Below are 23,041 nucleotides of genomic sequence, written 5' to 3' on the forward strand. Positions count from 1 at the left end.
CGAACAAGCGGCATTCGTGAGCGCACGATGTAACTTAGACTGCGCCGCGCCTGTCACAGGCACGCCCTGCAGAACGGGCGCTTCCGCCTGGAGAACCGATATGTCCGCATTCCCTCTTGCCCGCTCGCTGCGCCGCCTGTGCGTGACCCTGCTTGCCGGCCTGTTGCCGCTGAGCGCATGGGCCATCACCGACGACGACATCGCCGAGGCGGTGCAGAAGCCGTCCTGGGGGCTGTACAAGGGTTACGCCGAATTCAAGATGGCGCACTACACCGACGCGAAACGCATCTGGACCGCGCTGGCCGAGCGCGGCAATGGCGAGGCCTGGTTCAATCTGGGCATCCTCGCCGAGGACGGGCTGGGCGAGCCGCAGAATCCGCACGAGGCGCGTCGCCTGTACGAGAACGGCGCCCAGGCGGGCAGCCGCAATTCGGCGCTGCGCCTCGGCCTGCTGCTGCAGGGCGGCAAGCTCGGCCAGCGCGACATCGACGGCGCGCGCCACTGGCTCAAGGTCGCGGCCGACGGCGGCGATCAGGAGGCGGCGACCCATCTTGCCGCGCTGAACGACCCGCAGGGCGGCAGCATCCGCGACCGCGAACTGGCCGAGGCGCGCCGCTTCGAAGCCGAGGGCCGGCACGCCGATGCGGCCGCGATGTACCGCAAGCTGGCCGACTTCGGTGACGTGCGCGGCGTGACGCGACTGGCCTGGGCCTATGAAGCCGGCCGCGGCGTGCAGCGCAATCTGGCGGAAGCGGCGCGGCTGTTCCGCGTCGCCGCGGAGCAGGGCGAGGCCGAGGCGCAGTACGCGCTGTCGGTCATGCTGGATACCGGCGCCGGGCAGACGCGCAACACCGACGAGGCGCTGCGCTGGCTGCGCGCCTCGGCCGGACAGAACTATCCGCCGGCGGTGCAGGCGCTGCAGGCGAGGAACTGAGCGGAACGCGCCTTGCGGTGGGATGAGCGGCTGAATTTCCGCGTGCGATCGTCGAGGGCCGTGTTGCGGTCAGCAGGCCGCGCGCACAGGAAATACGCTCGATCCGTCGCCGTCAGCCGGCTTACCCCGCAGATTTCCGAACCGGCAAGGGCAGCGCGACGCGCGCCCGCAGGCCGCCTTCGGCGCGGCGCGACAGTGTGACTTCGCCGCCCTGGGCGCGGATGACGGCACGGGCGATGGCCAGCCCCAGACCGCTGCCGCCGGTGTGGCGGGCGCGCGAGGACTCCAGCCGCACATAGGGCTCGAACACGCGGTCCAGTTCGGCTTCGGGTATCCCCGGTCCGTCGTCGTCGATGTCGATCCGCGCTTCGCCGTCGGTCGACGACAGCGTCACGCGTACGCGGCCGCCGCCATAGCGGCGCGCGTTGTCCATCAGGTTGGCGAGTGCGCGGCGGGTCAGCGCCGGGCGCAGCACGACCGGCTGCGCCAGGCTGCCGCTCACCTCGATGTCCGCACCCAGCGCGGCGATGTCGTCGGCCACGCCGTCGACCAGCGCCTCGAGCCGGGTCGGCGCGGCGCTTTCCGCGCTGTCGCCGGCGCGCAGGAAGGCCAGCGTGTCGTCGATCAGCGTTTCCATCTCGGCCAGATCGCGTTCGATCGCCTCGCGCACCGGGCTGTCCGGCAGTTGCTCCAGACGCAGGCGCACGCGGGTGATCGGCAGCCGCAGGTCATGCGACACACCGGCCAGTGCCTGTGCGCGTGTCTGGATCAGCGCGCGCAGCGCGCCCTGCATGCGGTTGAAGGCCTGCGCCGCGCCGGCCACTTCGCGCGGTCCGCCGGTATCGAGCGGCGCCTGTTCGAGGTCGCGTGCCAGACCGTCGGCAGCGTGCGCGAACATCGCCAGGGGACGGGTGAGGCGGCGCACCACCCAGACCGACAGCAGGCTCACCACGAAGGCGACCAGCAGCAGGCCGCCGATGATGCGCAGCGGGCGGTCCACCGGCGGCGGTGGCGGCGAGTAGCGGAAGGTGAGGATACTGCCGTCAGTGAGCCGCGCCTGAGTCGATACATCGATCGCCGGGGGCGACGGCAGCAGCCGCGCCAGCCTCGGCGGAGGCGGCGGCGGCGGACGCAGCGGGTGCATGTCTTCGCGCACCGTGAGCATGGCCTGCTCGCGGCTCACCACCTGGTGGGCGAAGCGCTGGTCCAGCCGCTCGTCGACGCGTTGCACGAAGGCGTCGAAGTCGTCCGGTACCGCCTGCGCGTCCTCGTACCAGGGTTCGTCCAGAGACAACCGGATGCTCGGGCTTTCGAGCATGCGCAGCAACCGTTCGCGGCCGGCCGCCGGCGTTTCGTCGACCAGGGCGACCGATTCGGCCAGGCGGGTGGCGGCGTAGTCGCTGCGCATCTGTCTCGACAGGCGCACGCGATCCTCGACCACCAGCCACAGGCCGAGTGCGTTGGCAAGCAGCAGGCCGCCGAGCAGCACGCACAGGATCTGACCGAACAGCGTGCGCGGCAGCAGCCGCGACGCCCATGTCAAAGCAGCTTCTCCACCGGACCGTTCAGCACATAGCCTTCGTTGCGCAGCGTGCGGATGATGCGCGGCTCGCGGCCGTCGTCGCCGAGCCGGCGGCGCAGGCGGCTGATCATCACATCGACGGTGCGGTCGAACGGCCCGGCGTCGCGGCCGGCCAGCACGTCCATCAGCTGGTCGCGCGACAGCACGCGGTTGGCGTTCTCGGCCAGCGCGTTGAGCATGCGGAACTCGCCGCTGGACAGTGGCGTCACGACGCCGGCCTCATCGACCAGATGACGGGCGCCGAGGTCGAGCGTCCAGCCGGAGAATTTCAGGCCGCGCACGCTGCCGTCGCCGTCCGGGTGTTCCGGCGCCCGGCGCAGGATGCTGCGCACCCGCGCCAGCAGTTCGCGCGGATGGAAGGGCTTGGGCAGGTAGTCGTCGGCGCCCATCTCCAGGCCGATGATGCGGTCCAGTTCATCGCCGCGGGCGGTCAGCATCAGGATGGGCAGGCGCGATTTCGCGCGGATTTCGCGGCACAGCGCAAGACCGTCGTCGCCCGGCAGCATCACGTCGAGGATGAGCAGGTCGCAGCCGTCGCGTTCGAGTGCGAGGCGCAGCGCGTCGCCGTCGGCGACGGTGCGCACGTCCATGTCCTGCTTGCCGAGGTAGTCGCGCAGCAGGTCGCGCAGGTCCGGGTCGTCGTCGACCACCAGGATGCGCGGCTTCGATGTATGTCCGTTCATGCCCCTCAGCTTAGCGGCTCGCGCCCGCACAGTGGGCGATCCGGACAATTCGGGACATTGTGTTTACGCAGTGTTTACAGAGGCTGGTGCGCGCGCCAGCAGCACGAGCAATCCGGCAAGCAGGCCGACGGCGGCGAAATCGGCGCTGTACAGCACCAGGCCGGCAGCGCCCGCGACGACGGCGAGGCGCGCCACGAAGGCGTAGCGCAGCAGCAGTGCCAGGACGCCAGCGGCCAGCGCAAGAACGCCGATGCGCTCGTGCATGAAAAGCTGCGGCGCGAAGCGCCGCACCAGGCAGCGCCAGTCGTCGGCACCGCCGGCGCACAGGCCATGCAGCAGGTCGGATTCCATCAGGCCGTAGCGCAGGCCGGCGCTGGCTGCGGCGGCGACCAGCAGTGCGATCAGGAGTGGCACGCCGAGGCGTCGGCGCAGGTCGGTAGCAAGGGAAGAGGTGGGCATTGGGGTATTCATCTGTAGGCACTGTCCGTCACGTGCGAACCATGGATTTTCGCTGTGTTAGCATCGCCGCGCTGCAGCATCGACACCGTCATCCGGTGACCGGCTGCAGTCCTCACCTTACCGGAAACGCTGCGCCCGGCCCAGCCGGACGACCGACACCGATCTCGCATGAAAAGACAGATTTCCCTTGCCCGCGTCATGATCGCCCTGCTGATTGCAGGGGGCGTGGCGGCGGTGCACTTCGCGCTGTGGGCGGTGATGAACCGTCCGGTCAGCGTGGTCGAGCCGCTGGACTACATCGACGGTTTTTCCTATAGCCCCTACCGGCGCGACCAGACGCCGCTCAAGGGCGTGTATCCAAGCTACGCCGAGATCGAGCAGGACATGAAGCAACTCGGCGGCATCGCGCACCGGGTGCGTACCTATAACTCGACCGAGAACCCCGAGGTGTCCGATCTGGCGGGGCAGAACGAACTGCGCGTCACCGCGGGCGCCTGGCTTGACCGCGACAAGGTGAAGAACCGGCGCGAGATCGGTGCCGTGCTGGCGGACGCCCGGCTGCACGAGAACATCGACCGCATCATTGTCGGCAACGAGGTATTGCTGCGCGACGACCTGACCTTCCCCGAGATGTATGCCTATCTCGACGAGGTACGCAACGCGACCGATCTGCCGGTATCGACCGCCGAACCCTGGCACGTCTGGCTGAAAAACCCGGAGCTGGCCGACCACGTCGATTTTCTTGCCGTCCACCTGCTGCCGTATCACGAGGGCGTGCCGGTGGACAAGGCGGTCGACTACGCGATGGCGCGCTACCAGGAGCTGCTGGACGCCTTCCCTGGCCGCTCCATCCTGATCTCGGAAATCGGCTGGCCGAGCAAGGGGCCGACCATCCAGGCGGCGGTCGCGTCGGAGGAGAACCAGGCGCGCTTCGTGCGCGAATTCCTCTACCGCGCGCTGTGCAAGAACCTCGACTACTTCCTGATCGAAGCCTACGACCAGCCTTGGAAGATCGACATCGAGGGCTGGGCCGGTGCCTACTGGGGCGTGTTCAACGCCGACCGCCAACTGAAGTTCCCGCTCGAAGGCAGCGTGGACCCGAACAGCGGCTGGATAGACGACGCGCTGATCGCCACCGTGTTCGCGCTGGTACCCATGCTGCTGCTCTGTCTGGCGCAGCGCGGCATGAGCATGGGCGGCCAGGTGTGGATGTGCATTCTGGTTCAGTCCTGCGTCACCGCCATCGTCATTGCCGCGCGCCTGCCGGCGGACTACTACTTCACCTTGCGTGATCTGACGGCGCTGATCGGACTGGTGTTCGGCGTCGTGCTGACCGCCGGCGTGCTGCTGACCAACGGTTTCGAGTTCGCCGAGGTGTTCTTCAAGCCGCGCTGGCGTCGCGCCTACAAGCCGGCCGAGCCGCTGCCGGCGGATCAGCAGCCCTTCGTGTCGGTGCATCTGGCCTGCTGCAACGAGCCACCCGAGATGGTGATCGCCACCATCGACAGTCTGGCGGCGATGGACTATCAGAACTTCGAAGTCATCGTCGTCGACAACAACACCAAGGACGAGGCGCTGTGGAAGCCGGTCGAAGCGCGCATGGCCGAACTGGGCCCGCGCTTCCGCTTCTTCCATCTGCCGCAGTGGCCGGGCTTCAAGGCTGGCGCACTGAATTTCGCGATGAAGCAGATCGACCCGCGCACCGCCGTGGTCGGCGTGGTCGATGCCGACTACGTGGTCACCACCGACTGGCTCAGCGCGCTGGTGCCGCATTTCCGCGATCCCAAGGTGGCCGTGGTGCAGGCACCGCAGGCGCACCGCGAGTGGGAGCGCCATTTCTTCAAGCGCATGTGCAACTGGGAGTTCGACGGCTTCTTCCGCATCGGCATGCACCATCGCCACGAACGCAACGCGCTGATCCAGCACGGCACGATGACGCTGGTGCGCCGCTCACGGCTGGAGGAATCGGGCAACTGGTCGGAGTGGTGCATCTGCGAGGACACCGAACTGGGCCTGCGCCTGCTCGAGAACGGCGACGAACTGCGCTATATCGACCGCGTGTTCGGTCGCGGCCTGACGCCGTCGAGTTTCGCGGCGCTGAAGTCGCAGCGCTTCCGCTGGGCCTTCGGTGCGATGCAGATCATGAAGGGTCACTGGAAGGCGCTGGTCGGCAAGAGCAAGCTCACCGCCGGTCAGCGCTATCACTTCATCACCGGCTGGTTCTCGTGGTTCGGCGACGCGCTGCAGTTCATGTTCGCGCTGGGCGCCATCGGGTGGACGGCGGCCATGCTGATCTGGCCGAAGATGTTCTCGCTGCCGGTCACTATCATGCTGGCACCGGTGCTCGGCCTGCTGGTGGCCAAGGCGGCGATGGGGCCCATCCTGTACCGCCGCGCGATGGACTGTCCGTGGGCCGACATCGCCGGCGCGTCGCTGGTGAGCCTGGGTCTGTCGCACGCGATCGCGCGCGGCATCATCGCCGGCATCACGCACAAGCGCGGTGTTTTCCTGCGCACCGCCAAGGGCAAGGCGGAGGGCGGTCTGGCCAAATTCTTCCAGCCGATACGCGAGGAGATGTACCTGCTGCTGTCGCTGATCGGCGCCGCCAGCGCCATGCTTTACATGCGTGGCACCGACAGCGTCGAAGTACTGCTGTGGGTGACCATGCTGGGCCTGCAGTCGCTGCCCTACATCGCCGCACTGGCCTGCCAGTTCATCGCCCAGCTGCCGGAGAAGCCGCTGCCGGCAGCGCCGGCGACACAGGCAGCGTGAAGCGATGATGGAGCCGCTGAATCGCGCGCCGCGCTGGGCGCGCTATGCGCTGGTGCATCTGGTCGCGCTGGCGCTGATCGCGTTCTGGATCTGGCGTGCCAACCAGCCACAGGCGCTGGCCGACGTGCCGCCTGACCAGGCCCGTTTGCAGTGCGTGTCCTATGCGCCCTATTACCGGCCCGGCGAGTCGCCGCTGATTCCCGATTTCCAGGTGAGCCGCGAGCGCATCGACGCCGACCTCGCACGGCTGGCGCGCATCACCGACTGCGTGCGCCTGTATTCGGTCGATCAGGGGCTTTCCGCCGTGCCCGAGCTGGCCGGGCGCCACGGACTGAAGGTGCTGGTGGGCGCCTGGATAGGCGGCGATCTGAAGAAGAACGACATCGAGCTGACGCAGGCCATCGCGCTCGCCAACCGTCACCGCGACGTGGTGCGCGGCCTCATCGTCGGCAACGAGGTGCTGCTGCGCCGCGAGCAGACCGAGGATGCGATGCGCCGCTACATCGAGCGTGCCCAGCGCGAAACCGAGGTGCCGGTGACCTACGCCGACGTCTGGGAGTTCTGGCTCAAGCACCGCACGCTGGCCGACAGCGTCGATTTCGCGACCGTGCACATCCTGCCTTACTGGGAGGACGAGCCGCGGGCGATCGACGACGCGATCACGCACGTGACGGCGGTGATGGACAGGACGGCCGCTGAACTGGGTAAACCGCTGCTGATCGGCGAGACCGGCTGGCCCAGTCTGGGCAAGCAGCGCGACGGCGCGCGGCCGGGGCTGATCGAGCAGGCGCGCTATCTGCGCGAGTTCCTGCTGGCGGCACAGGCGCACGGCTGGCAGTACAACGTGATCGAAGCCTACGACCAGCCGTGGAAGCGCCTGCTCGAAGGCACGGTCGGCGGTTACTGGGGGGTGCTGGATTCGCACGGTCATGCCAAGTTCGGCTGGCATGGCGCGCTGGCCGAACGCAACGACGGCGCCGCGCCGCTGACCGCCGGCGCGGTCGGGCTGGCGCTGGGCGTGCTGATCGTGCTCGCCGCGCGCGTGCGTCGTTCCGGTGCGGCCGCGGCTTACGCGCTGTCCGGGGCGCTGGCGGGACTGATCGGATGGCTGCAGTGGGAATACCTGCTGCTCGCCTGTCGCAATCCTGCAGAGTGGCTGGCCATGGGCGCGGTAGCGCTGGCGGGCAGCCTGGCGTGGGCGCTGCTGCCCTTCGTGATGACCGGTCGTGCACGACCTGCGATGGCGGTCGCCGTGCGTGTGCTGCTGTTCGGCCTGGCCACCGGCGGCCTGTTGCTCGCGGTCGATGGACGCTACCGCGATTACCCCTTCCTGCTGTTCGTGCTGCCGACCGTGCAGTTCGGTCTGGCCGCGCGCTGGGCGGGTTTCGACGTGATGCCGCGGCTGCCCGAGGCGCGCGTCTTTGCGCTGATCGCGGTCGTCGGCAGTGTCATCGCCTGGTTGCTCGACTGGCGCAATCCGCAGGCGCTGGGCTGGGCGCTGATGGCCGCCGTGCTGGCGGCCGCCTTCGCTCGGCGTCGCCAGGGTCTGTAGACATTGAATCGCGATTCGCGCGCGGCCCGCGATTCAATGACACCCTAGCAGCGGACTGAGGGGTTCAGCGCGTACAGCCCGGTCAGGCTGGCCTGGCCGAGCACGTGGCCCTGCATCGCCTGCTTCACGACATCCAGCGTCAGTCGGCCGTCTGCCGGCAGACGCTCGACGTCCAGCGCATACAGCGTGAACACGTAGTGATGGACGATTTCGTCGTTCCACGGCGGGCAGGGACCATCGTAGCCGTGGTAGTCACCAGTCATCTGCGCGTCGCTGGCGAACCATGCCGTGTAGTCGTTGATGCCCTGACGGGTACCGCGCGGGCCGGCCGGACCGGGCTTGCCGCAGGCGGTGACTGCCGACGAGAACTCGCCCTCGGCGATTTCGCCGGTCGGCGCGAGGTCGACCAGTATCCAGTGCGTGAAGTCGCAGCGCGGCAGCGAGGCCGGCACGGTGCGCCCTTCCTGGTTCACGTCGTCCGGCCGTGTCGGCACGTCGGGGTCGTGGCAGATCAGCACCAGCGAACGCGTGCCGGCCGGCAGGTCGGACCAGGCCAGATGCGGATTGCGGTTGTCGCCCAGCTGCGCGTGGCCCTTGCCGTCAGGAATGCAGAACGCGTTGTTGCCCGGGATGCGGCTACCGTCGGCGAAGGTGTTGCTTGTCAGTTTCATCTCGTCAGCTCCTCGTTCAGGAGGCCGCGCGACGCGAAAAGTCGCGCAGCCGGAAACCCAGTGCGAACAGCACCGCGAAATAGGCACCGGCGCCGGCCGGTACCAGCCAGCACAGGTGCAGGATACGGCTGAGCGTGGCCATCTGCAGCCAGTCGCCCGGTACCCGGGCGCTGAAGTACAGCACCACACCCATCGCTGCAAGCGCAGACAGCATCTTGAGCCAGAAGCTCCGCCAGCCTGGCGCCGGCGTGTAGGCGCCGATGCGGCGCAGTCCGCGGTACAGGAAACCGGCGTTCACCAGCGACGCGAGGCCTATCGACAGCGCAAGACCGGCGTGCGCCAGCGGGCCGATGAAAACGAGGTTCATCAACTGGGTCAGCACCAGCACGCCGAGCGCGATCTTGACCGGCGTGCGGATGTCCTGCCGCGAATAGAAACCGGGCGCGAGCACCTTCACCAGAATCAGTCCGGTCAGGCCGACGCTGTAGGCGAGCAGTGCTTCGCGCGTCGCCAGCACGTCGTGCGCGGTGAATTGCCCGTGGTGGAACAGCGTGGCGATCAGCGGTGTGGCCAGCAGAGCCAGCGCAAGCGCCGCCGGCAGCGTCAGCAGCAGCGTCAGCCGCAGGCCCCAGTCGAGCAGCGCCGAAAATTCGCCGCCGTTGCCGTCGGCGTGACTGCGCGACAGCGACGGCAGCAGGATTGTGCCGAGCGCCACCCCGAGCAGGCCGGCCGGAAATTCCATCAGGCGGTCGGCGTAGTAGAGCCAGGACACCGAACCGCTCTCGAGGAAGGAGGCGAAGATGGTGTTGATCAGCAGCGAAATCTGCGACACCGACACGCCGAGTATCGCCGGCAGCATCAGTTTGAAGATGCGCCGTACGCCCGGGTCCTTCAGGTCGAGCCGCACCCGCGGCAGCATGCCGATGCGCATCAGCGCCGGCACCTGCAGCGCCAGCTGCAGCGCGCCGCCGATGAACACCGCCCAGGCCAGCGCCAGCACCGGCGGATCGAAATACGGCGCTGCGAACAGGCTCATGCCGATGAAGCTCACATTGAGCAGTACCGGCGTGAAGGCGGGGATGGCGAAGCGGCTGAAGGTGTTCAGCACGCCGCCGGCCATCGCCACCAGCGACATGAACAGGATGTAGGGAAAGGTGATGCGGGTGAGCGTCACCGTCAGGTCGAACTTGTCGGCGTCGGCGGCAAAGCCGGGGGCGGATATATATATGATGAGCGGCGCGGCGACGATGCCGATCACCGTGACCACCGCGACCACCAGTGCGAGCAGGGTGGCGACGTGGTCGATCAGCGCCCGTGTGTCATCGACGCCGCGCCGGTTGCGGTATTCGCCCAGTATCGGCACAAAGGCCTGCGAGAAGGCGCCCTCGGCGAACATGCGGCGCAGCAGGTTGGGCAGACGGAAGGCGACGAAGAAGGCGTCGGTGGCGGCGCCGGCGCCGAAAGCCCGGGCGATGAAGAAGTCGCGGACGAAGCCGAGAATGCGCGACAGCAGCGTCATGCTGCTGACGGTCGCGAGGGCACGGAGCAGATTCATCGGGTGATGCATGTGGACGGACAGCGCGCACCTTACCAGAGCCGTGCGGGCTGTCGGCCACGCGATGCGCCGAACGGGGTCTTGCACCGGCAACCCATAGTGCGTATACTCGCGCGTTTTCCCGAACACCCAACCGCAAGAACATGGCCAATTCCGCACAAGCACGCAAGCGCGCCCGTCAGGCGAACGTTCGTCGTGATCACAACATGAGCCAGCGCTCGGAGCTGCGCACCGCCATCAAGAACGTTCGCAAGGCCATCCTGGCTGGCGACAAGGCAGCTGCGCAAGCCGTGTTCGTGCAGGCCCAGACGACGATCGACAGCATCGCCGACAAGAACATCATCCACAAGAACAAGGCCGCTCGTCACAAGAGCCGTCTGTCCGGTGCGATCAAGGCGATGGGCGCCGCGGCCTGAGTTCCGCAGCCTGACCCGCCCGCGGCCGTACAGGCCGCAGCAATAAAAAAGCCGACCCGATGGTCGGCTTTTTTATTGTCGCAGGCGGATGGAGTGACCATTGTCGCCCCCTGAATCCGCGAGCCATCCGGATGTATTCCGGACGGCGTCCGCAATACGTCCGGCCCCACGGCGGCTGCGAAATTCAGATCTCGGCGGCGCCGGTTTCGTAGTCCACGCGCAGATCGTTGTCGCGCGCGAAATGCATCAGGAAGTTGTAGGCGAGCGGTTCGAGTTCATACAGGCGGGCATCGACGAACACGCACTTCTCGCCGGTAATCCAGCAACCGGGGCGCACGTACGGCGAATAGCGCATCTTGCGCTGGCTGCCGAACGAGGACATGACACCGCACAAGCGATCGGACCAGTCACTGGGACGGAAGGTGCGGCCCTTGCTCGTCGCGCCGATGATGGTGAAGCTGCGTGCGCGGCGCGGGTCGTCCAACTGTTTGCGCGCCAGGGTGTCGTTGGCGGGCGGGAGAGGGGCTGCGGCGTCGCTGTCGTGTACGTGCGGAATCGCGCTCATGTTCGGGTCTGTGGCCTCCGGCAGTTCTGTATTCGGTCCGGCTGCGTCGCACATGGCAGGTGGTGCGGCTGCAGCCGGGGTGGTGCTTCGCTCAGTTATAGAGGTAAAACAGGGCTCTTTTTTATCTTTAAAAACAAGGTTTAGCTGTTGTAAAGCTAATGTTCTGTTTCTATACTCGCGCTATCCCTATGAGGAGACGGCGCTTTATGCTCAATTCCAGCCTCAGATCCAGGCAGTCCAAAGTACTTGGCAGTGTGTCGTCTCCGGCGCCTCGGGCTCAGATGGCCCGATTCGGTTTCAGGATCCGTACGCGAGGCGGCGTGCTGATCGACAACCTGTCCATACCCGGCGCGAGTGCCGAAGAGGCCGAACGCAAGTTGCGACAGATCTATATGGGCTGCTCGGTGATAGCACGCTTTGTGCCAGACCCGCAGATCGGGCCCGGTGCCGCCCGCAGCCTCGGCTAAGTCCCTGCCGCAACGGATTTTCGCCGCCCGGCATGGGCTGGGGGGCGGGCGACCACGCTGCTGCGTCGTCTGCCGAGCGAGGTGACAATGTGCGCCGCAACATGAGCGGCGCCTGCTACACAGCGCGCGGGCTTTGAACTAAAATCGTTCTCTCATCAAGCACGGCGGCGCGAGCCGCCGTGCTTTTTTCGTTTTCCGCATCACGCCGCCAGCAGGCGCGCCGTCGATGCGGCAGCAGGGTCACGGAGCTGTTTCGATGACGCATCTGATGAATACCTACGGCCGCCAGCCGGTCGCCTTCACCCACGGCAAGGGCGTACGGCTGTATGACGAGAACGGTCGCGAGTACCTCGACGCGATGGCCGGTGTTGCAGTGAATACGCTGGGCCACGGTCATCCCGATCTGGTTCAGGCGGTGTCGCGGCAGGCGGCGGAAATGATCCATTGCTCCAATCTGTACCGCGTGCTGGCGCAGGAGAAGTTGTCGGACCGCCTGGCCGAACTGTCCGGCATGGAAGAGGTGTTCTTCTGCAACTCCGGTTGCGAAGCCAACGAGGCGGCGATCAAGCTGGCCCGTCTGTACGGCCACCAGCGTGGCGTCGAACTGCCGGGCATCATCGTGATGGAGCACGCCTTCCACGGGCGCACGCTGGCAACGCTGTCGGCGACCGGCAACCGCAAGGTGCAGGCGGGCTTCGAGCCACTGACGCCGGGTTTCCACCGGGTGCCCTTCAGCGACATCGCCGCGGTGCGCGCGATCGCCGAACACACGCGCAACATCGTCGCCGTGCTGTTCGAGCCGGTGCAGGGCGAGGGTGGTATCCACGCCGCCGATCTGGCCTACATGCGCGAACTGCGGCAACTGTGCGACCAGCATCAGTGGCTGTTCATGGTCGACGAGGTGCAGTGCGGCATCGGTCGCACCGGCAGCTGGTTCGCCTTCCAGCACGCCGGCATCGAACCGGACGTGATGACGCTGGCAAAGGGGCTGGGTTCCGGTGTGCCGATCGGCGCCTGCCTGGCGCGCGGACCGGCCGCCGGCGTGTTCAAGCCGGGCAACCACGGTTCGACCTTCGGCGGCAATCCGCTGGCCTGCGCCGCCGCGCTGACCACGCTCGACGTCGTCGCGCGTGACGATCTGCGCGGCAACGCGGTGCGACAGGGCGACGCGATCCGCGCCGGCTTCCGTGACGCATTGAAGGACGTCGCGGGCGTCAAGGACATCCGCGGTGCCGGCATGATGATAGGCATCGAACTCGATCGCCCTTGCGGCGCGCTGGTCGGGCAGGCACTCGAAGCGGGTCTGCTGATCAACGTCACGGCCGACAGCACCATCCGGCTTGTGCCGCCGCTGGTCTACACCGACGCCGACAGCCGCGAGCTGGTCGACCGGTTGTCGCCGATCATCCGCAACTTCCTCGCGGGCGCCCAGCTCGCCGCATGAAATGACTGAACCCAGACACTTTCTGCAACTGAAGGATCTTTCGCGCGAAGAGCTCGACTACGTGTTTGCGCGCACGCGCTGGATCAAGGACAAGTTCAAGCGCTACGAACAGTACTGGCCGCTGCAGGACCGCACGCTGGTGATGATTTTCGAGAAACAGAGCACGCGCACCCGCCTGTCTTTCGAAGCCGGCATGCACCAGATGGGCGGCAGCGCGATCTACCTGAACACGCGCGACTCCCAGCTCGGCCGCGGCGAGCCGGTCGAGGACGCGGCCCAGGTCATTTCGCGCATGTGCGACGTGGTCATGATCCGCACCTTCGAACAGACCATCATCGAGCGCTTTGCCGCCAATTCGCGGGTGCCGGTGATCAACGGCCTGACCAACGAATACCACCCCTGCCAGGTGCTGGCCGACATCTACACCTGGATCGAGCACCGCGGCGACATCGGTGGCCGCACGGTGGCGTGGATCGGCGATTCGAACAACATGTGCCACACCTGGATGCAGGCGGCCGAAATCTTCGATTTCAAGCTGAACATTTCGACGCCGCCCGGCTACGAAGTCGAGCCGGACAAGGTGGGCGTGGCGGGCAGCCATCACGAGTGCTTCGCCGACCCGATGGACGCCGCGCGCGGCGCCGATCTGGTCACCACCGACGTGTGGACCTCGATGGGCTGGGAAGCGGAGAACGAGGCGCGCTGCGCCGCCTTCGCCGACTGGCAGGTCGATGCCGACATGATGAAGGTGGCCAAGGCCGATTCGCTGTTCATGCACTGCCTGCCGGCGCATCGCGGTGAGGAAGTGTCGGCCGACGTGATCGACGGCCCGCACTCGGTGGTGTGGGACGAGGCAGAAAACCGCCTGCACGCGCAGAAGGCGCTGATGGAATTCCTGCTGCTCGGACGCGTGTCCGGCAGCTGAACCGACGACTCTTATTGAAAGACGAGCAACGATGAGCGACATCAAGAAAGTGGTCCTCGCCTATTCGGGCGGCCTGGACACCTCGGTCATCCTGAAGTGGCTGCAGGATGTGTATCAGTGCGAGGTGGTGACCTTCACCGCCGATCTCGGCCAGGGCGAGGAGCTGGAGCCGGCGCGCGCCAAGGCGATCAAGCTGGGCATCAAGCCGGAGAATATCTACATCGACGATCTGCGCGAGGAATTCGTCCGAGATTTCGTGTTCCCGATGTTCCGCGCCAACACGATCTATGAAGGCGAGTACCTGCTCGGCACCTCGATCGCGCGTCCGCTGATCGCCAAGCGCTTGGTTGATATCGCACGCGAAACCGGCGCTGACGCCATTTCGCACGGCGCCACCGGCAAGGGCAATGACCAGGTGCGCTTCGAACTGGGCGCCTATGCGCTGATGCCGAACGTGAAGGTGATCGCGCCGTGGCGCGAGTGGGACCTGCTGTCGCGCGAAAAGCTGCTGGCCTATGCCGAGAACCACGGCATCCCGATCGAGATGAAGCACAAGCAAGGCGGCTCGCCCTATTCGATGGACGCCAACCTGCTGCACATCAGCTACGAAGGCCGTCACCTGGAAGATCCGTCGGCCGAAGCCGAAGAGTCGATGTGGCGCTGGACGGTGTCGCCGGAAGCGGCACCGGACGCCGCCGAATACCTCGATCTCGAGTTCGAGCGCGGTGACCTGGTCAGCATCAACGGCACCCGCATGCCGGCGCACGAGCTGCTGGCCACGCTGAACAAGATCGGCGGCAAGCACGGCATCGGCCGTCTCGACCTGGTCGAGAACCGCTACGTCGGCATGAAGTCGCGCGGCTGCTACGAAACCCCGGGCGGCACCATCCTGCTGCGCGCCCACCGCGCCATCGAGTCGATCACGCTGGACCGCGAAGTCGCCCACCTGAAGGACGACCTGATGCCGCGCTACGCCAGCATCATCTACACCGGCTACTGGTGGAGCCCGGAGCGCCGTGCGCTGCAGGCGCTGATCGACCACACGCAGCAGACGGTCAATGGCTGGGTACGGCTCAAGCTGTACAAGGGCAACGTCATCGTCGTCGCCCGCGATTCGAAGAGCGATTCGCTGTTCGACCCGACCATCGCCACCTTCGAGGACGACGCCGGTGCCTACGACCAGAAGGACGCGGCCGGTTTCATCAAGCTCAACGCACTGCGCATGCGCATCGCCGCCAACGCCGCGATCAAGCGCGGCAAGTAATCACTACAGGAAAAGAACATGTCCCAGTTCGACAACGTCAGCGTCGTCAAGAAGGCCAATGTGTACTTCGACGGCAAGTGTGTCAGCCACAGCATCCAGTTCGCCGACGGCACCAAGAAGTCGGTCGGCGTCATCCTGCCGGCTACGCTCACCTTCAACACCGGCGCGCCGGAAATCATGGAAGGCGTGGCAGGCAGCTGCCGTGTGCGCCTCAAGGGTGAAACGGAGTGGAAGACCTACGGCGCGGGTGAGTCCTACAACGTGCCGGGCAATTCGTCCTTCGACATCGAAGTGAGCGGCGAGCCCTACCACTACGTCTGCCATTTCGGCTGATCCGCATCACCGGGCGCCGCCTGGCGCCCGCACGCAGCACACGAGGTTTTCAGCATGCCGTCCTTCGACATCAGTTCCGAAATCGACATGGTCGAACTGCGCAACGCGGTCGACCAGGCGAACAAGGAAATCACCAACCGCTTCGATTTCAAGGGTTCGGACGCGCGCGTGGAGCAGGGCGACAAGCTGCTCACGCTGTTCGCCGACGACGACTTCAAGCTCGACCAGGTCTATGACGTGCTGCTTGGCAAGTTCGCCAAGCGCGGCATCGACGTGCGCTCGGTCGAGCGCTGCGACGCGCAGAAGATCAGCGGCAACAAGATGAAGCAGGAGCTGAAGCTCAAGGTCGGCATCGAGAGCGAATCGGCGAAGAAGATCGTGCGCATCCTGAAGGACAGCAAGCTCAAGGTGCAGGGCAGCATCCAGGGCGAGGAAGTGCGCGTCACCGGCGCCAAGCGCGACGTGCTGCAGGAGGCGATCGCGCTGCTGCGCAAGCAGGTGACCGACATTCCGCTGCAGTTCGGCAACTTCCGCGACTGAGCGATGAGTCAGGCGCCGCCGCCATCGCGTCCGCGATAGCGGCGAGCCGCCCCGTTTCAGTCCTTCAGCCCCTTCACCCACTGCGCGTAGGCGGTTTCCGCCACCGCGTGCAGCGCCGCGATGCGCGCTTCCAGGTCGCGCTGGATGTCCGCCGGCTGCTGCACCGTCGGCTGGGCCGCGGCCTCGGCGATTTCGTCGGCGCCGCCGGTACACCACGACTTCACCAGATCCTCGGTCATTTCGATGTGGCACTGCATCGCCAGGTGCTTGCCCATGGCCCAGGCCTGGTTGTCGCAGCCGTCCGAGGCCAGCACCCGGGTGGCGCCGGTCGGCACGGTGAAGGTTTCGCCATGCCAGTGGAAGGACGGAAAGTGTGCCCGGTCGCCGAACCATTCGGCCGCAGCCGGGTCGGTGGCATGGACGTCCAGCCAGCCTATCTCCTTGCAGCGATTGGCGCCGACGGTGCCGCCAAGCGCCTTCGACATCAGCTGGCCGCCCAGGCAGTGGCCGATCACCGGAATGTCGGCGGCGACAGCCTTGCGTATCAGTTCGAGCGCTGGCGGAATCCACGGCAGCGGATCATTCACGCTCATCGGCCCGCCCATGAAGCAGAGGCCGGCGAAGGCCGACGGATCGGTTGGCACCGGATCGCCGCAATCCATCGCAAACAGGCGGATTTCACGGCCCAGGCCGTTGATATATGTAGCAAAATGACCGGGTCCTTCGGTCGGACTGTGACGGAACACTGCAATGGGTTTCATCGAAACACCTCCTCGCCGCATTCTAGCCACGCTCGCGCTCGCCGTCCTCGCTGGCGCAAGCGCCGTGCATGCGGCCGACGTATCGCTGGCCGGCGTGTTCGGCGGCAAGGCGGTGCTGGTGATCGATGGTGGCGCGCCGCGCACGCTGGCACCGGGCGCCCGTTCGCCGGAGGGGGTGAAGCTGCTGTCGGTCGAGGGCGACCGCGCCTGGGTCGACATCGACGGCCGCCGCGTGCAGCTGCGCATCGGCGAGAACGTGGCGTCGCAGCGCAGCGCCGAAACGTCGGCCTCGGTCATCCACCTGAACGCCGATCAGCAGGGGCACTTCTCCGCCGATGGGTCGATCAATGGCGTACCGATGAAATTCCTGCTCGACACCGGCGCCACCGTGATCGCGATGGACCGCAACCAGGCCCGCCGTGCCGGCGTCGATCTGTCCCGCGCCGAGGCGATGCGGGTGCAAACCGCCAATGGCGTGGTCCGCGCCTGGCGCGTCCGGCTGGCCAGCGTGAAGCTGGGCAGCGTGACCCAGGCCAATGTCGAAGCGGCCGTGATGGACGCCGAAATGCCGCAGGTGCTGCTCGGCATGAGTTTCCTGAACCGCATGGACATGCAGCGCAACGGACAGGTCATGACCTTGAGGCAGCGCTTCTGATGGACTTTACCGCGCCCGCTGCAGGCTTCGACATCGCTCGCCTGCGTACCCGTCTGTCTCTGCCGGCGGCGCAGCCGGACGTACGCTTCGCCGGTTTCACGCCGGCGGCCGTACTGGTGCCGGTGGTGGTCGGCGGGATCGAACCGACGCTGCTGCTGACCCGGCGCAGCGCCCATCTGCACGATCACCCGGGTCAGATCGCCTTCCCCGGCGGTCGCGTCGATGCCGGCGACACCTCGCCCGAGGCGACCGCCCTGCGCGAAGCGCAGGAGGAGATCGGCCTGGCGCCGGAGCAGGTCGAACTGATCGGCCGCCTGCCGGATTACTACATCACCGCCAGCGGCTTTCGCGTCACGCCGGTGGTCGGACTGTTGCGCACGCCGCTGCAATTGCAGCTCGACGCCTTCGAGGTGGCCGAGGCCTTCGAGACGCCGCTGTCCTTTCTGCTCGATCCGGCCAACCGGCGACGCGGCAGCATTGAACATCAGGGCATCACCCGCGAATTCTGGGCCATGCCCTGGCAGGGCTACGACATCTGGGGCGCCACCGCCGGCATGATCGTCAGCTTCGCCGAACACCTGCTGAAGGACTGAAACTGCCGGGCGGCATGACGGTCACCCGGCTGACCGGTCGCCTGCCCGACCTGCCGGGTTCGACAGGATGACGGCTTGCAAGGCTCCCGCAAGCTTCACTGTGATATCGTCCGGGTGCTCGTAAGGCGATAACGCATCACATGACCTGGCTGTCTCTTTTCGTCGCACTGCTGATCGAGCAGTACAAACCGCTTTCCTATGAGCGCGTCGTCGCAGGCCCTCTTGCCCGCTATGCGGCCTGGTTCGAACAGCGCCTGAACGCTGGCGAGGCGCGCCATGGCGTGGTCGCGTGGTCGCTGGCCGTCGGCCTGCCGGTGGCGGCCGTCTGGTTCCTCTATCTTTTCCTCGTCTGGATCAACCCGGTGCTCGGCTGGGTGCTCAATGTCATCGTGCTCTACGTGACCATGGGCTTTCGCCAGTTCAGCCACCATTTCGAAGCCACCGCCGACGCACTGCGTGCCGGTGACACCGACACGGCGCGGCGTGAACTGGGCAACTGGCTGTCGCGCAACACCGACCGGATGAAGCAGGAAGAGATCGCCCGCCTGGCGATCGAACAGGGCCTGCTGGCGGCGCATCGCCACGTGTTCGCACCGCTGGCGCTGTTCGCGCTGTTGCCGGGGCCGACCGGCCCCTTGCTCTATCGCCTGACCGAACGCCTGTCGTGGTCGTGGGCGCGGCGCGAAAACATCGAATTTGGTGCCTTCGGCCGCTTCGCGCGGAACATGTACGAATGGCTGGATTTCATCCCTGTGCGCATGACTGCCGCGACCTTCGCCATTGTTGGCGACTTCGAGGACGCAGTGCATTGCTGGCGCACGCAGGCCGCAAAATGGCCTGAGCAGGCGGCGGGCATTCTGCTCGCCAGCGGCGGCGGGGCGCTCGGCGTAAAGCTCGGCGCACCGCTGTTCGAACTCGGCGAAGTCGCGGACCGGCCCGAACTGGGCATGGGCGATGACGCCGATGTTGATCTCATGCAAAGCGCGATCGGCCTTGTTTGGCGCACACTTATATTTTGTCTTCTTTTGCTCGGCCTGCTTACGCTGGCTGGCTATGTCGGTAGCTGATTTCAACGGAGGTGGTACTGATGGCTGACAAGAGAGAAGTGGTGATCGTAGGTGCTGCACGTACGCCGATCGGCGCATACGGCGGTTCGCTGAAGGACTTCACGGCCTGCGATCTGGGCGCGCACGTGGTCAAGGCCGCCTTCGCGCGCGCTGGCGTCGATGCGAAGGAAGCGCAGCACCTGGTGCTGGGCAACGTGATCCACACCGAAGCACGCGACATGTACGTGTCGCGCGTCGTGGCGATCAACGGCGGCATGTCGAAGGAATCGTGCGCCATGGGCGTGAACCGCCTGTGCGGCTCGGGCTTCCAGGCCATCGTGTCGGCGGCCAACGCGATCCAGCTTGGCGACGCCGACTGCGCGGTCGGTGGCGGCGTCGAAACGATGAGCCGCGGCGGCTACCTGATGCCGGCTGCCCGCTGGGGCGCGCGCATGAACGACACCAAGATGATCGACATGATGGTCGGCGCGCTGACCGATCCGTTCGACACGGTGCACATGGGCATCACTGCCGAGAACATCGCCAGCCAGTTCGGCTTCAATCGCGAGGAGCAGGACGCCTTCGCCGTCGCTTCGCACCAGAAGGCGGCTGCGGCGACCGATGCCGGTCACTTCAAGTCGCAGATCGCGCCGCTGGAAGTGGTGACCAAGAAGGGCACCACCGTCATCGACACCGACGAACACTTCCGCCGTGACGCGTCGATCGAAGGTATGGCCAAGCTGCGCCCGGTGTTCAAGAAGGACGGTTCGGTCACCGCCGGCAATGCTTCGGGCATCAATGACGGCGCCGCTGCCATCGTCATGATGGAAGCCGGTGCCGCTGCCCGCGCCGGCGCCAAGCCGTTGGCCCGTCTGGTGTCCTACGCGGTCGCCGGCGTTGACCCGACCATCATGGGCACCGGCCCGATCCCGGCCGTCAAGATGGCGCTGCAGCGCGCCGGTCTGAAGGCCTCCGATCTCGACGTGATCGAATCGAACGAAGCCTTCGCCGTGCAGGCCATGTGCTGCACGCGCGAACTGGGGCTCGATCCGGCCAAGGTGAACCCGAACGGGGGCGCCGTCGGTCTGGGTCACCCGGTCGGTGCCACCGGCGCCATCCTGACCGTCAAGTGCCTGTACGAACTGCAGCGCACCGGCGGCCGCTATGGTCTGATCACCATGTGTATCGGTGGCGGTCAGGGCATCGCAGGCATCATCGAACGGATCTGATCGAGGCTTTCCCGGTCTGACGAAAACGCCCCGCCCTGTGCGGGGCGTTTTCGTTTCAGGGCACTGCACCACATGAATCCGGGTTCCGCACCCGCTTGGTGCGTAAAACCCTTCAAAGCGGAAGGTTTCCAGTCCTGGCGCCGGTTTCCGGCATGGCACATTTTTCGCTGAACACGTGTACGCGCCAAACAATCACACGAGACAACCCGATCATGGCCAACCCGTCCTCGATCTATGACGAAATGAACGGCGCCGACGGCACGGTGCGCGCTCATTACGCTGGCTACCAGAAGTGGCTGGCGGAAACCCCGCCGGAGCGCATCGCGCAAAAGCGTGCCGAAGCGGATCTGGTGTTCCACCGGGTCGGCATCACCTTCGCGGTCTATGGCGAGGAAGAGGGCAAGGAGCGGCTCATTCCGTTCGACGTCGTGCCGCGCATCATCCCTGCCCAGGAGTGGAAGCAGCTGGCCGCCGGCCTGCGTCAGCGCGTGAAGGCGCTGAACATGTTCCTGCACGACGTCTACCACGACCAGGAAATCATCAAGGCCGGCAAGATTCCGGCTGAGCAGGTGCTGTCGAACAGCCAGTACCGGCCGGAAATGCAGGGCGTCGATGTGCCGGGCGGCATCTACGCCCACATCGCCGGCGTCGACGTCGTGCGCGCCGGGGCCGGCGAGTTCTACGTGCTGGAGGACAACCTGCGCGTGCCGTCCGGCGTGTCCTACATGCTGGAAGACCGGCGCATGATGATGCGGCTCTTCCCGGAGCTGTTCTCGCGCTACCGCGTGGCACCGGTCGAGCACTACCCGGACATGCTGCTGAGCAATCTGCGCGCCGTCGCGCCGGCCGGCGTGCTCGATCCGACCGTCATCGTGCTGACGCCGGGCGCCTACAACTCGGCTTACTTCGAACACGCCTTCCTCGCCCAGCAGATGGGCGTCGAACTGGTCGAAGGTCAGGATCTGTTCGTGCGCGACGAACACCTGTACATGCGCACCACCCAGGGCCCGCAGCGCGTCGACGTGATCTACCGGCGCATCGACGATGACTTCCTCGACCCGCTGGCTTTCCGCGCCGATTCCATGCTGGGCGTGCCCGGCCTGCTGCAGGTCTATCGCGCCGGCCACGTGACGCTGGCGAATGCGATCGGCACCGGGGTGGCGGACGACAAGTCCATCTATCCCTACGTGCCGGAGATGATCCGCTTCTACCTCGGCGAGGAGCCGCTGCTGAACAACGTGCCCACCTATATGTGCCGCAAGAAGGAGGACCTCGCCTACGTGCTGGCTCACCTCGACGAGCTGGTGGTCAAGGAAACGCACGGCGCCGGCGGCTACGGCATGCTGATCGGGCCGCGCGCGTCGAAGGAGGAGATCGAGCGCTTCCGCCAGCTGCTGACCGAGACGCCGGAGCGCTACATCGCGCAGCCCACGCTGTCGCTGTCGGCCTGCCCGACCTTCGTCGACGCCGGCATCGCGCCGCGCCACATCGACCTGCGTCCCTTCGTGCTGTCGGGCAAGGACATCAATATGGTGCCGGGCGGTCTGACCCGGGTCGCGCTGCGAGAAGGCTCCCTGGTGGTGAATTCGTCGCAGGGCGGCGGCACCAAGGACACCTGGGTTCTGGAGATCTGAACATGCTGAGCCGAACCGCAGACCACCTGTACTGGATGGCGCGCTACATCGAGCGCGCCGAGAACGTCGCCCGCATGCTGGACGTGAATTACCGCATGTCCATGGTGCCGCAGGCCGATGGCGGCATCGACGCCGGCTGGGGCGCCACCTTGTCGATCACCGGCCTCGAGGACGCCTTCCGCGCCAAATACCCGGCGGCGACGATGGAGTCGGTGCTCGAATTCATGGTGTTCGACGGCAGCAATCCGTCGTCCATCATGAGCTGCCTGCGCATGGCGCGCGAGAACGCGCACGCGGTGCGCGGCACCATCACGTCGGAAATGTGGGAAACCACCAACGACACCTGGCTGAAGATGCGCGACTACCCGCGCTGGAAACTGTCGGGCAGCGAGATCGGCGAATTCTTCGAGTGGGTGAAATTCCGCTCCCACCTGTCGCGCGGCGTCACGCTGGGCACCATGCTGCGCGATGAAGCCTTTCACTTCATCCGCCTCGGCACCTTCCTCGAACGGGCTGACGCAACCGCGCGCTTCATCGATGTGAAGTACCACATGCTGGTCGACGGCAAGGCGCCGCCCGACGCCGCTGCCGATTACTACCAGTGGAGCGCGCTGCTGCGCTCGGTGTCGGCCTTCGAGGTGTATCGCAAGGTGTATCGCGACCTGATCACGCCGGTGAAGGTAACCGAACTGCTGATCCTGAACGACCAGATGCCGCGTTCGCTGCGCACCAGCATGGTCGAGGTGTACGAAAACCTGCTGGCGGTGTCGAACTATCGCTCGAAGGAAACCCAGCGCCGTGCCGGCGAACTGCAGGCCAGCCTGAAGTTCGGCCGTATCGAGGACGTGTTCGCGCGCGGGCTGCACGAGTACCTGACGCAGTTCATCGTGCGCGTGAACGACCTCGGCAACCGCATTTCAAACGATTTCCTGGTTCCGATGTCATCCAGTTGAAGGAGATC

23 protein-coding genes are annotated in these 23,041 nt (G+C 66.2%); 16 read left to right on the forward strand and 7 right to left on the reverse strand.

The window, feature by feature from the left end:
* Nucleotides 1-100 precede the first annotated feature (100 nt).
* Nucleotides 101-934: a tetratricopeptide repeat protein gene (locus METFAM1_RS0100915; RefSeq protein ID WP_019917593.1), complete on the forward strand. Its 834-nt coding sequence runs from the start codon at nt 101-103 to the stop codon at nt 932-934.
* A gap of 121 nt (nt 935-1,055) precedes the next feature.
* On the opposite strand, the gene METFAM1_RS0100920 is transcribed toward METFAM1_RS0100915, so the two are convergent.
* From METFAM1_RS0100920 to METFAM1_RS0100930, 3 genes are all read right to left on the reverse strand, one after another.
* Nucleotides 1,056-2,477 carry an ATP-binding protein gene (locus tag METFAM1_RS0100920; RefSeq protein ID WP_019917594.1) on the reverse strand — a complete coding sequence of 474 codons (1,422 nt, stop codon included), beginning with the start codon at nt 2,475-2,477 and terminating at the stop codon, nt 1,056-1,058.
* A complete protein-coding gene (locus tag METFAM1_RS0100925; protein ID WP_019917596.1) occupies nt 2,474-3,199 on the reverse strand; it encodes a response regulator in 726 nt (241 codons plus the stop codon). The genes METFAM1_RS0100920 and METFAM1_RS0100925 overlap by 4 nt, the downstream gene beginning before the upstream one ends.
* Nucleotides 3,200-3,262: 63 nt before the next feature.
* Nucleotides 3,263-3,658 carry a hypothetical protein gene (locus tag METFAM1_RS0100930; RefSeq protein WP_232419614.1) on the reverse strand — a complete coding sequence of 132 codons (396 nt, stop codon included), beginning with the start codon at nt 3,656-3,658 and terminating at the stop codon, nt 3,263-3,265.
* A gap of 198 nt (nt 3,659-3,856) precedes the next feature.
* Between METFAM1_RS0100930 and METFAM1_RS0100935 the strand changes: the two genes are divergently transcribed.
* Together METFAM1_RS0100935 and METFAM1_RS0100940 are read left to right on the forward strand one after the other, a co-directional pair.
* Nucleotides 3,857-6,430 (forward strand): glycosyltransferase, encoded by a 2,574-nt coding sequence (locus tag METFAM1_RS0100935; RefSeq protein ID WP_019917598.1) that lies wholly within the window; start codon nt 3,857-3,859, stop codon nt 6,428-6,430.
* A gap of 4 nt (nt 6,431-6,434) precedes the next feature.
* Nucleotides 6,435-7,982: a glycoside hydrolase family 17 protein gene (locus METFAM1_RS0100940; RefSeq protein WP_019917599.1), complete on the forward strand. Its 1,548-nt coding sequence runs from the start codon at nt 6,435-6,437 to the stop codon at nt 7,980-7,982.
* 44 nt (nt 7,983-8,026) lie between these two features.
* Here the strand turns inward: METFAM1_RS0100940 and METFAM1_RS0100945 are convergent, their stop codons facing one another.
* Nucleotides 8,027-8,653, reverse strand: coding sequence for a YbhB/YbcL family Raf kinase inhibitor-like protein (locus tag METFAM1_RS0100945; protein ID WP_019917600.1), 627 nt, complete (start codon nt 8,651-8,653; stop codon nt 8,027-8,029).
* A gap of 16 nt (nt 8,654-8,669) precedes the next feature.
* Nucleotides 8,670-10,208, reverse strand: coding sequence for a murein biosynthesis integral membrane protein MurJ (gene murJ / locus METFAM1_RS0100950; RefSeq protein ID WP_019917601.1), 1,539 nt, complete (start codon nt 10,206-10,208; stop codon nt 8,670-8,672).
* Between the two features lie 143 nt (nt 10,209-10,351).
* Here murJ and rpsT point away from each other — a divergent pair, with 143 nt between their 5' ends.
* Entirely contained in the window at nt 10,352-10,624 is a 273-nt protein-coding gene (gene rpsT, locus METFAM1_RS0100955; RefSeq protein ID WP_019917602.1) for a 30S ribosomal protein S20, read from the forward strand.
* 184 nt (nt 10,625-10,808) lie between these two features.
* Here the strand turns inward: rpsT and METFAM1_RS0100960 are convergent, their stop codons facing one another.
* Nucleotides 10,809-11,189: a DUF3579 domain-containing protein gene (locus METFAM1_RS0100960; protein WP_024300348.1), complete on the reverse strand. Its 381-nt coding sequence runs from the start codon at nt 11,187-11,189 to the stop codon at nt 10,809-10,811.
* A 320-nt stretch (nt 11,190-11,509) separates the two neighbouring features.
* Here METFAM1_RS0100960 and METFAM1_RS0100965 point away from each other — a divergent pair, with 320 nt between their 5' ends.
* From METFAM1_RS0100965 to METFAM1_RS0100990, 6 genes are all read left to right on the forward strand, one after another.
* A complete protein-coding gene (locus tag METFAM1_RS0100965) occupies nt 11,510-11,656 on the forward strand; it encodes a hypothetical protein (protein ID WP_019917604.1) in 147 nt (48 codons plus the stop codon).
* A gap of 256 nt (nt 11,657-11,912) precedes the next feature.
* Nucleotides 11,913-13,100 carry an aspartate aminotransferase family protein gene (locus METFAM1_RS0100970; protein ID WP_019917605.1) on the forward strand — a complete coding sequence of 396 codons (1,188 nt, stop codon included), beginning with the start codon at nt 11,913-11,915 and terminating at the stop codon, nt 13,098-13,100.
* 1 nt (nt 13,101) lies between these two features.
* Nucleotides 13,102-14,025: an ornithine carbamoyltransferase gene (gene argF, locus METFAM1_RS0100975; protein WP_019917606.1), complete on the forward strand. Its 924-nt coding sequence runs from the start codon at nt 13,102-13,104 to the stop codon at nt 14,023-14,025.
* 31 nt (nt 14,026-14,056) lie between these two features.
* Entirely contained in the window at nt 14,057-15,289 is a 1,233-nt protein-coding gene (locus METFAM1_RS0100980; protein WP_019917608.1) for an argininosuccinate synthase, read from the forward strand.
* Nucleotides 15,290-15,307: 18 nt separating this feature from the next.
* Nucleotides 15,308-15,622 (forward strand): pyrimidine/purine nucleoside phosphorylase, encoded by a 315-nt coding sequence (gene ppnP, locus METFAM1_RS0100985; RefSeq protein ID WP_019917610.1) that lies wholly within the window; start codon nt 15,308-15,310, stop codon nt 15,620-15,622.
* A 54-nt stretch (nt 15,623-15,676) separates the two neighbouring features.
* Complete coding sequence (locus tag METFAM1_RS0100990; protein ID WP_019917611.1) at nt 15,677-16,162, forward strand: YajQ family cyclic di-GMP-binding protein; 486 nt, start codon at nt 15,677-15,679, stop codon at nt 16,160-16,162.
* Between the two features lie 56 nt (nt 16,163-16,218).
* On the opposite strand, the gene METFAM1_RS0100995 is transcribed toward METFAM1_RS0100990, so the two are convergent.
* The gene (locus METFAM1_RS0100995) at nt 16,219-16,923 is read right to left on the reverse strand and encodes a type 1 glutamine amidotransferase (protein WP_024300350.1); all 705 of its coding nucleotides are present in this window, start codon (nt 16,921-16,923) and stop codon (nt 16,219-16,221) included.
* On the opposite strand from METFAM1_RS0100995, the gene METFAM1_RS0101000 reads away from it, so the two are divergent.
* From METFAM1_RS0101000 to METFAM1_RS0101025, 6 genes are all read left to right on the forward strand, one after another.
* Complete coding sequence (locus tag METFAM1_RS0101000) at nt 16,913-17,578, forward strand: retropepsin-like aspartic protease family protein (protein ID WP_019917613.1); 666 nt, start codon at nt 16,913-16,915, stop codon at nt 17,576-17,578. The genes METFAM1_RS0100995 and METFAM1_RS0101000 overlap by 11 nt on opposite strands.
* Nucleotides 17,578-18,171: a CoA pyrophosphatase gene (locus METFAM1_RS0101005; protein WP_019917614.1), complete on the forward strand. Its 594-nt coding sequence runs from the start codon at nt 17,578-17,580 to the stop codon at nt 18,169-18,171. The genes METFAM1_RS0101000 and METFAM1_RS0101005 overlap by 1 nt, the downstream gene beginning before the upstream one ends.
* A gap of 140 nt (nt 18,172-18,311) precedes the next feature.
* Nucleotides 18,312-19,238 carry a CobD/CbiB family protein gene (locus METFAM1_RS0101010; RefSeq protein ID WP_019917615.1) on the forward strand — a complete coding sequence of 309 codons (927 nt, stop codon included), beginning with the start codon at nt 18,312-18,314 and terminating at the stop codon, nt 19,236-19,238.
* 20 nt (nt 19,239-19,258) lie between these two features.
* A complete protein-coding gene (gene bktB, locus METFAM1_RS0101015; RefSeq protein ID WP_019917616.1) occupies nt 19,259-20,446 on the forward strand; it encodes a beta-ketothiolase BktB in 1,188 nt (395 codons plus the stop codon).
* A gap of 212 nt (nt 20,447-20,658) precedes the next feature.
* A complete protein-coding gene (locus METFAM1_RS0101020; RefSeq protein ID WP_019917618.1) occupies nt 20,659-22,080 on the forward strand; it encodes a circularly permuted type 2 ATP-grasp protein in 1,422 nt (473 codons plus the stop codon).
* Nucleotides 22,081-22,082: 2 nt separating this feature from the next.
* A complete protein-coding gene (locus METFAM1_RS0101025; RefSeq protein ID WP_020165207.1) occupies nt 22,083-23,033 on the forward strand; it encodes an alpha-E domain-containing protein in 951 nt (316 codons plus the stop codon).
* Nucleotides 23,034-23,041: the final 8 nt, after the last annotated feature.

Origin of the sequence: Methyloversatilis discipulorum (assembly GCF_000527135.1) — a bacterium.
Classification (GTDB): domain Bacteria; phylum Pseudomonadota; class Gammaproteobacteria; order Burkholderiales; family Rhodocyclaceae; genus Methyloversatilis; species Methyloversatilis discipulorum.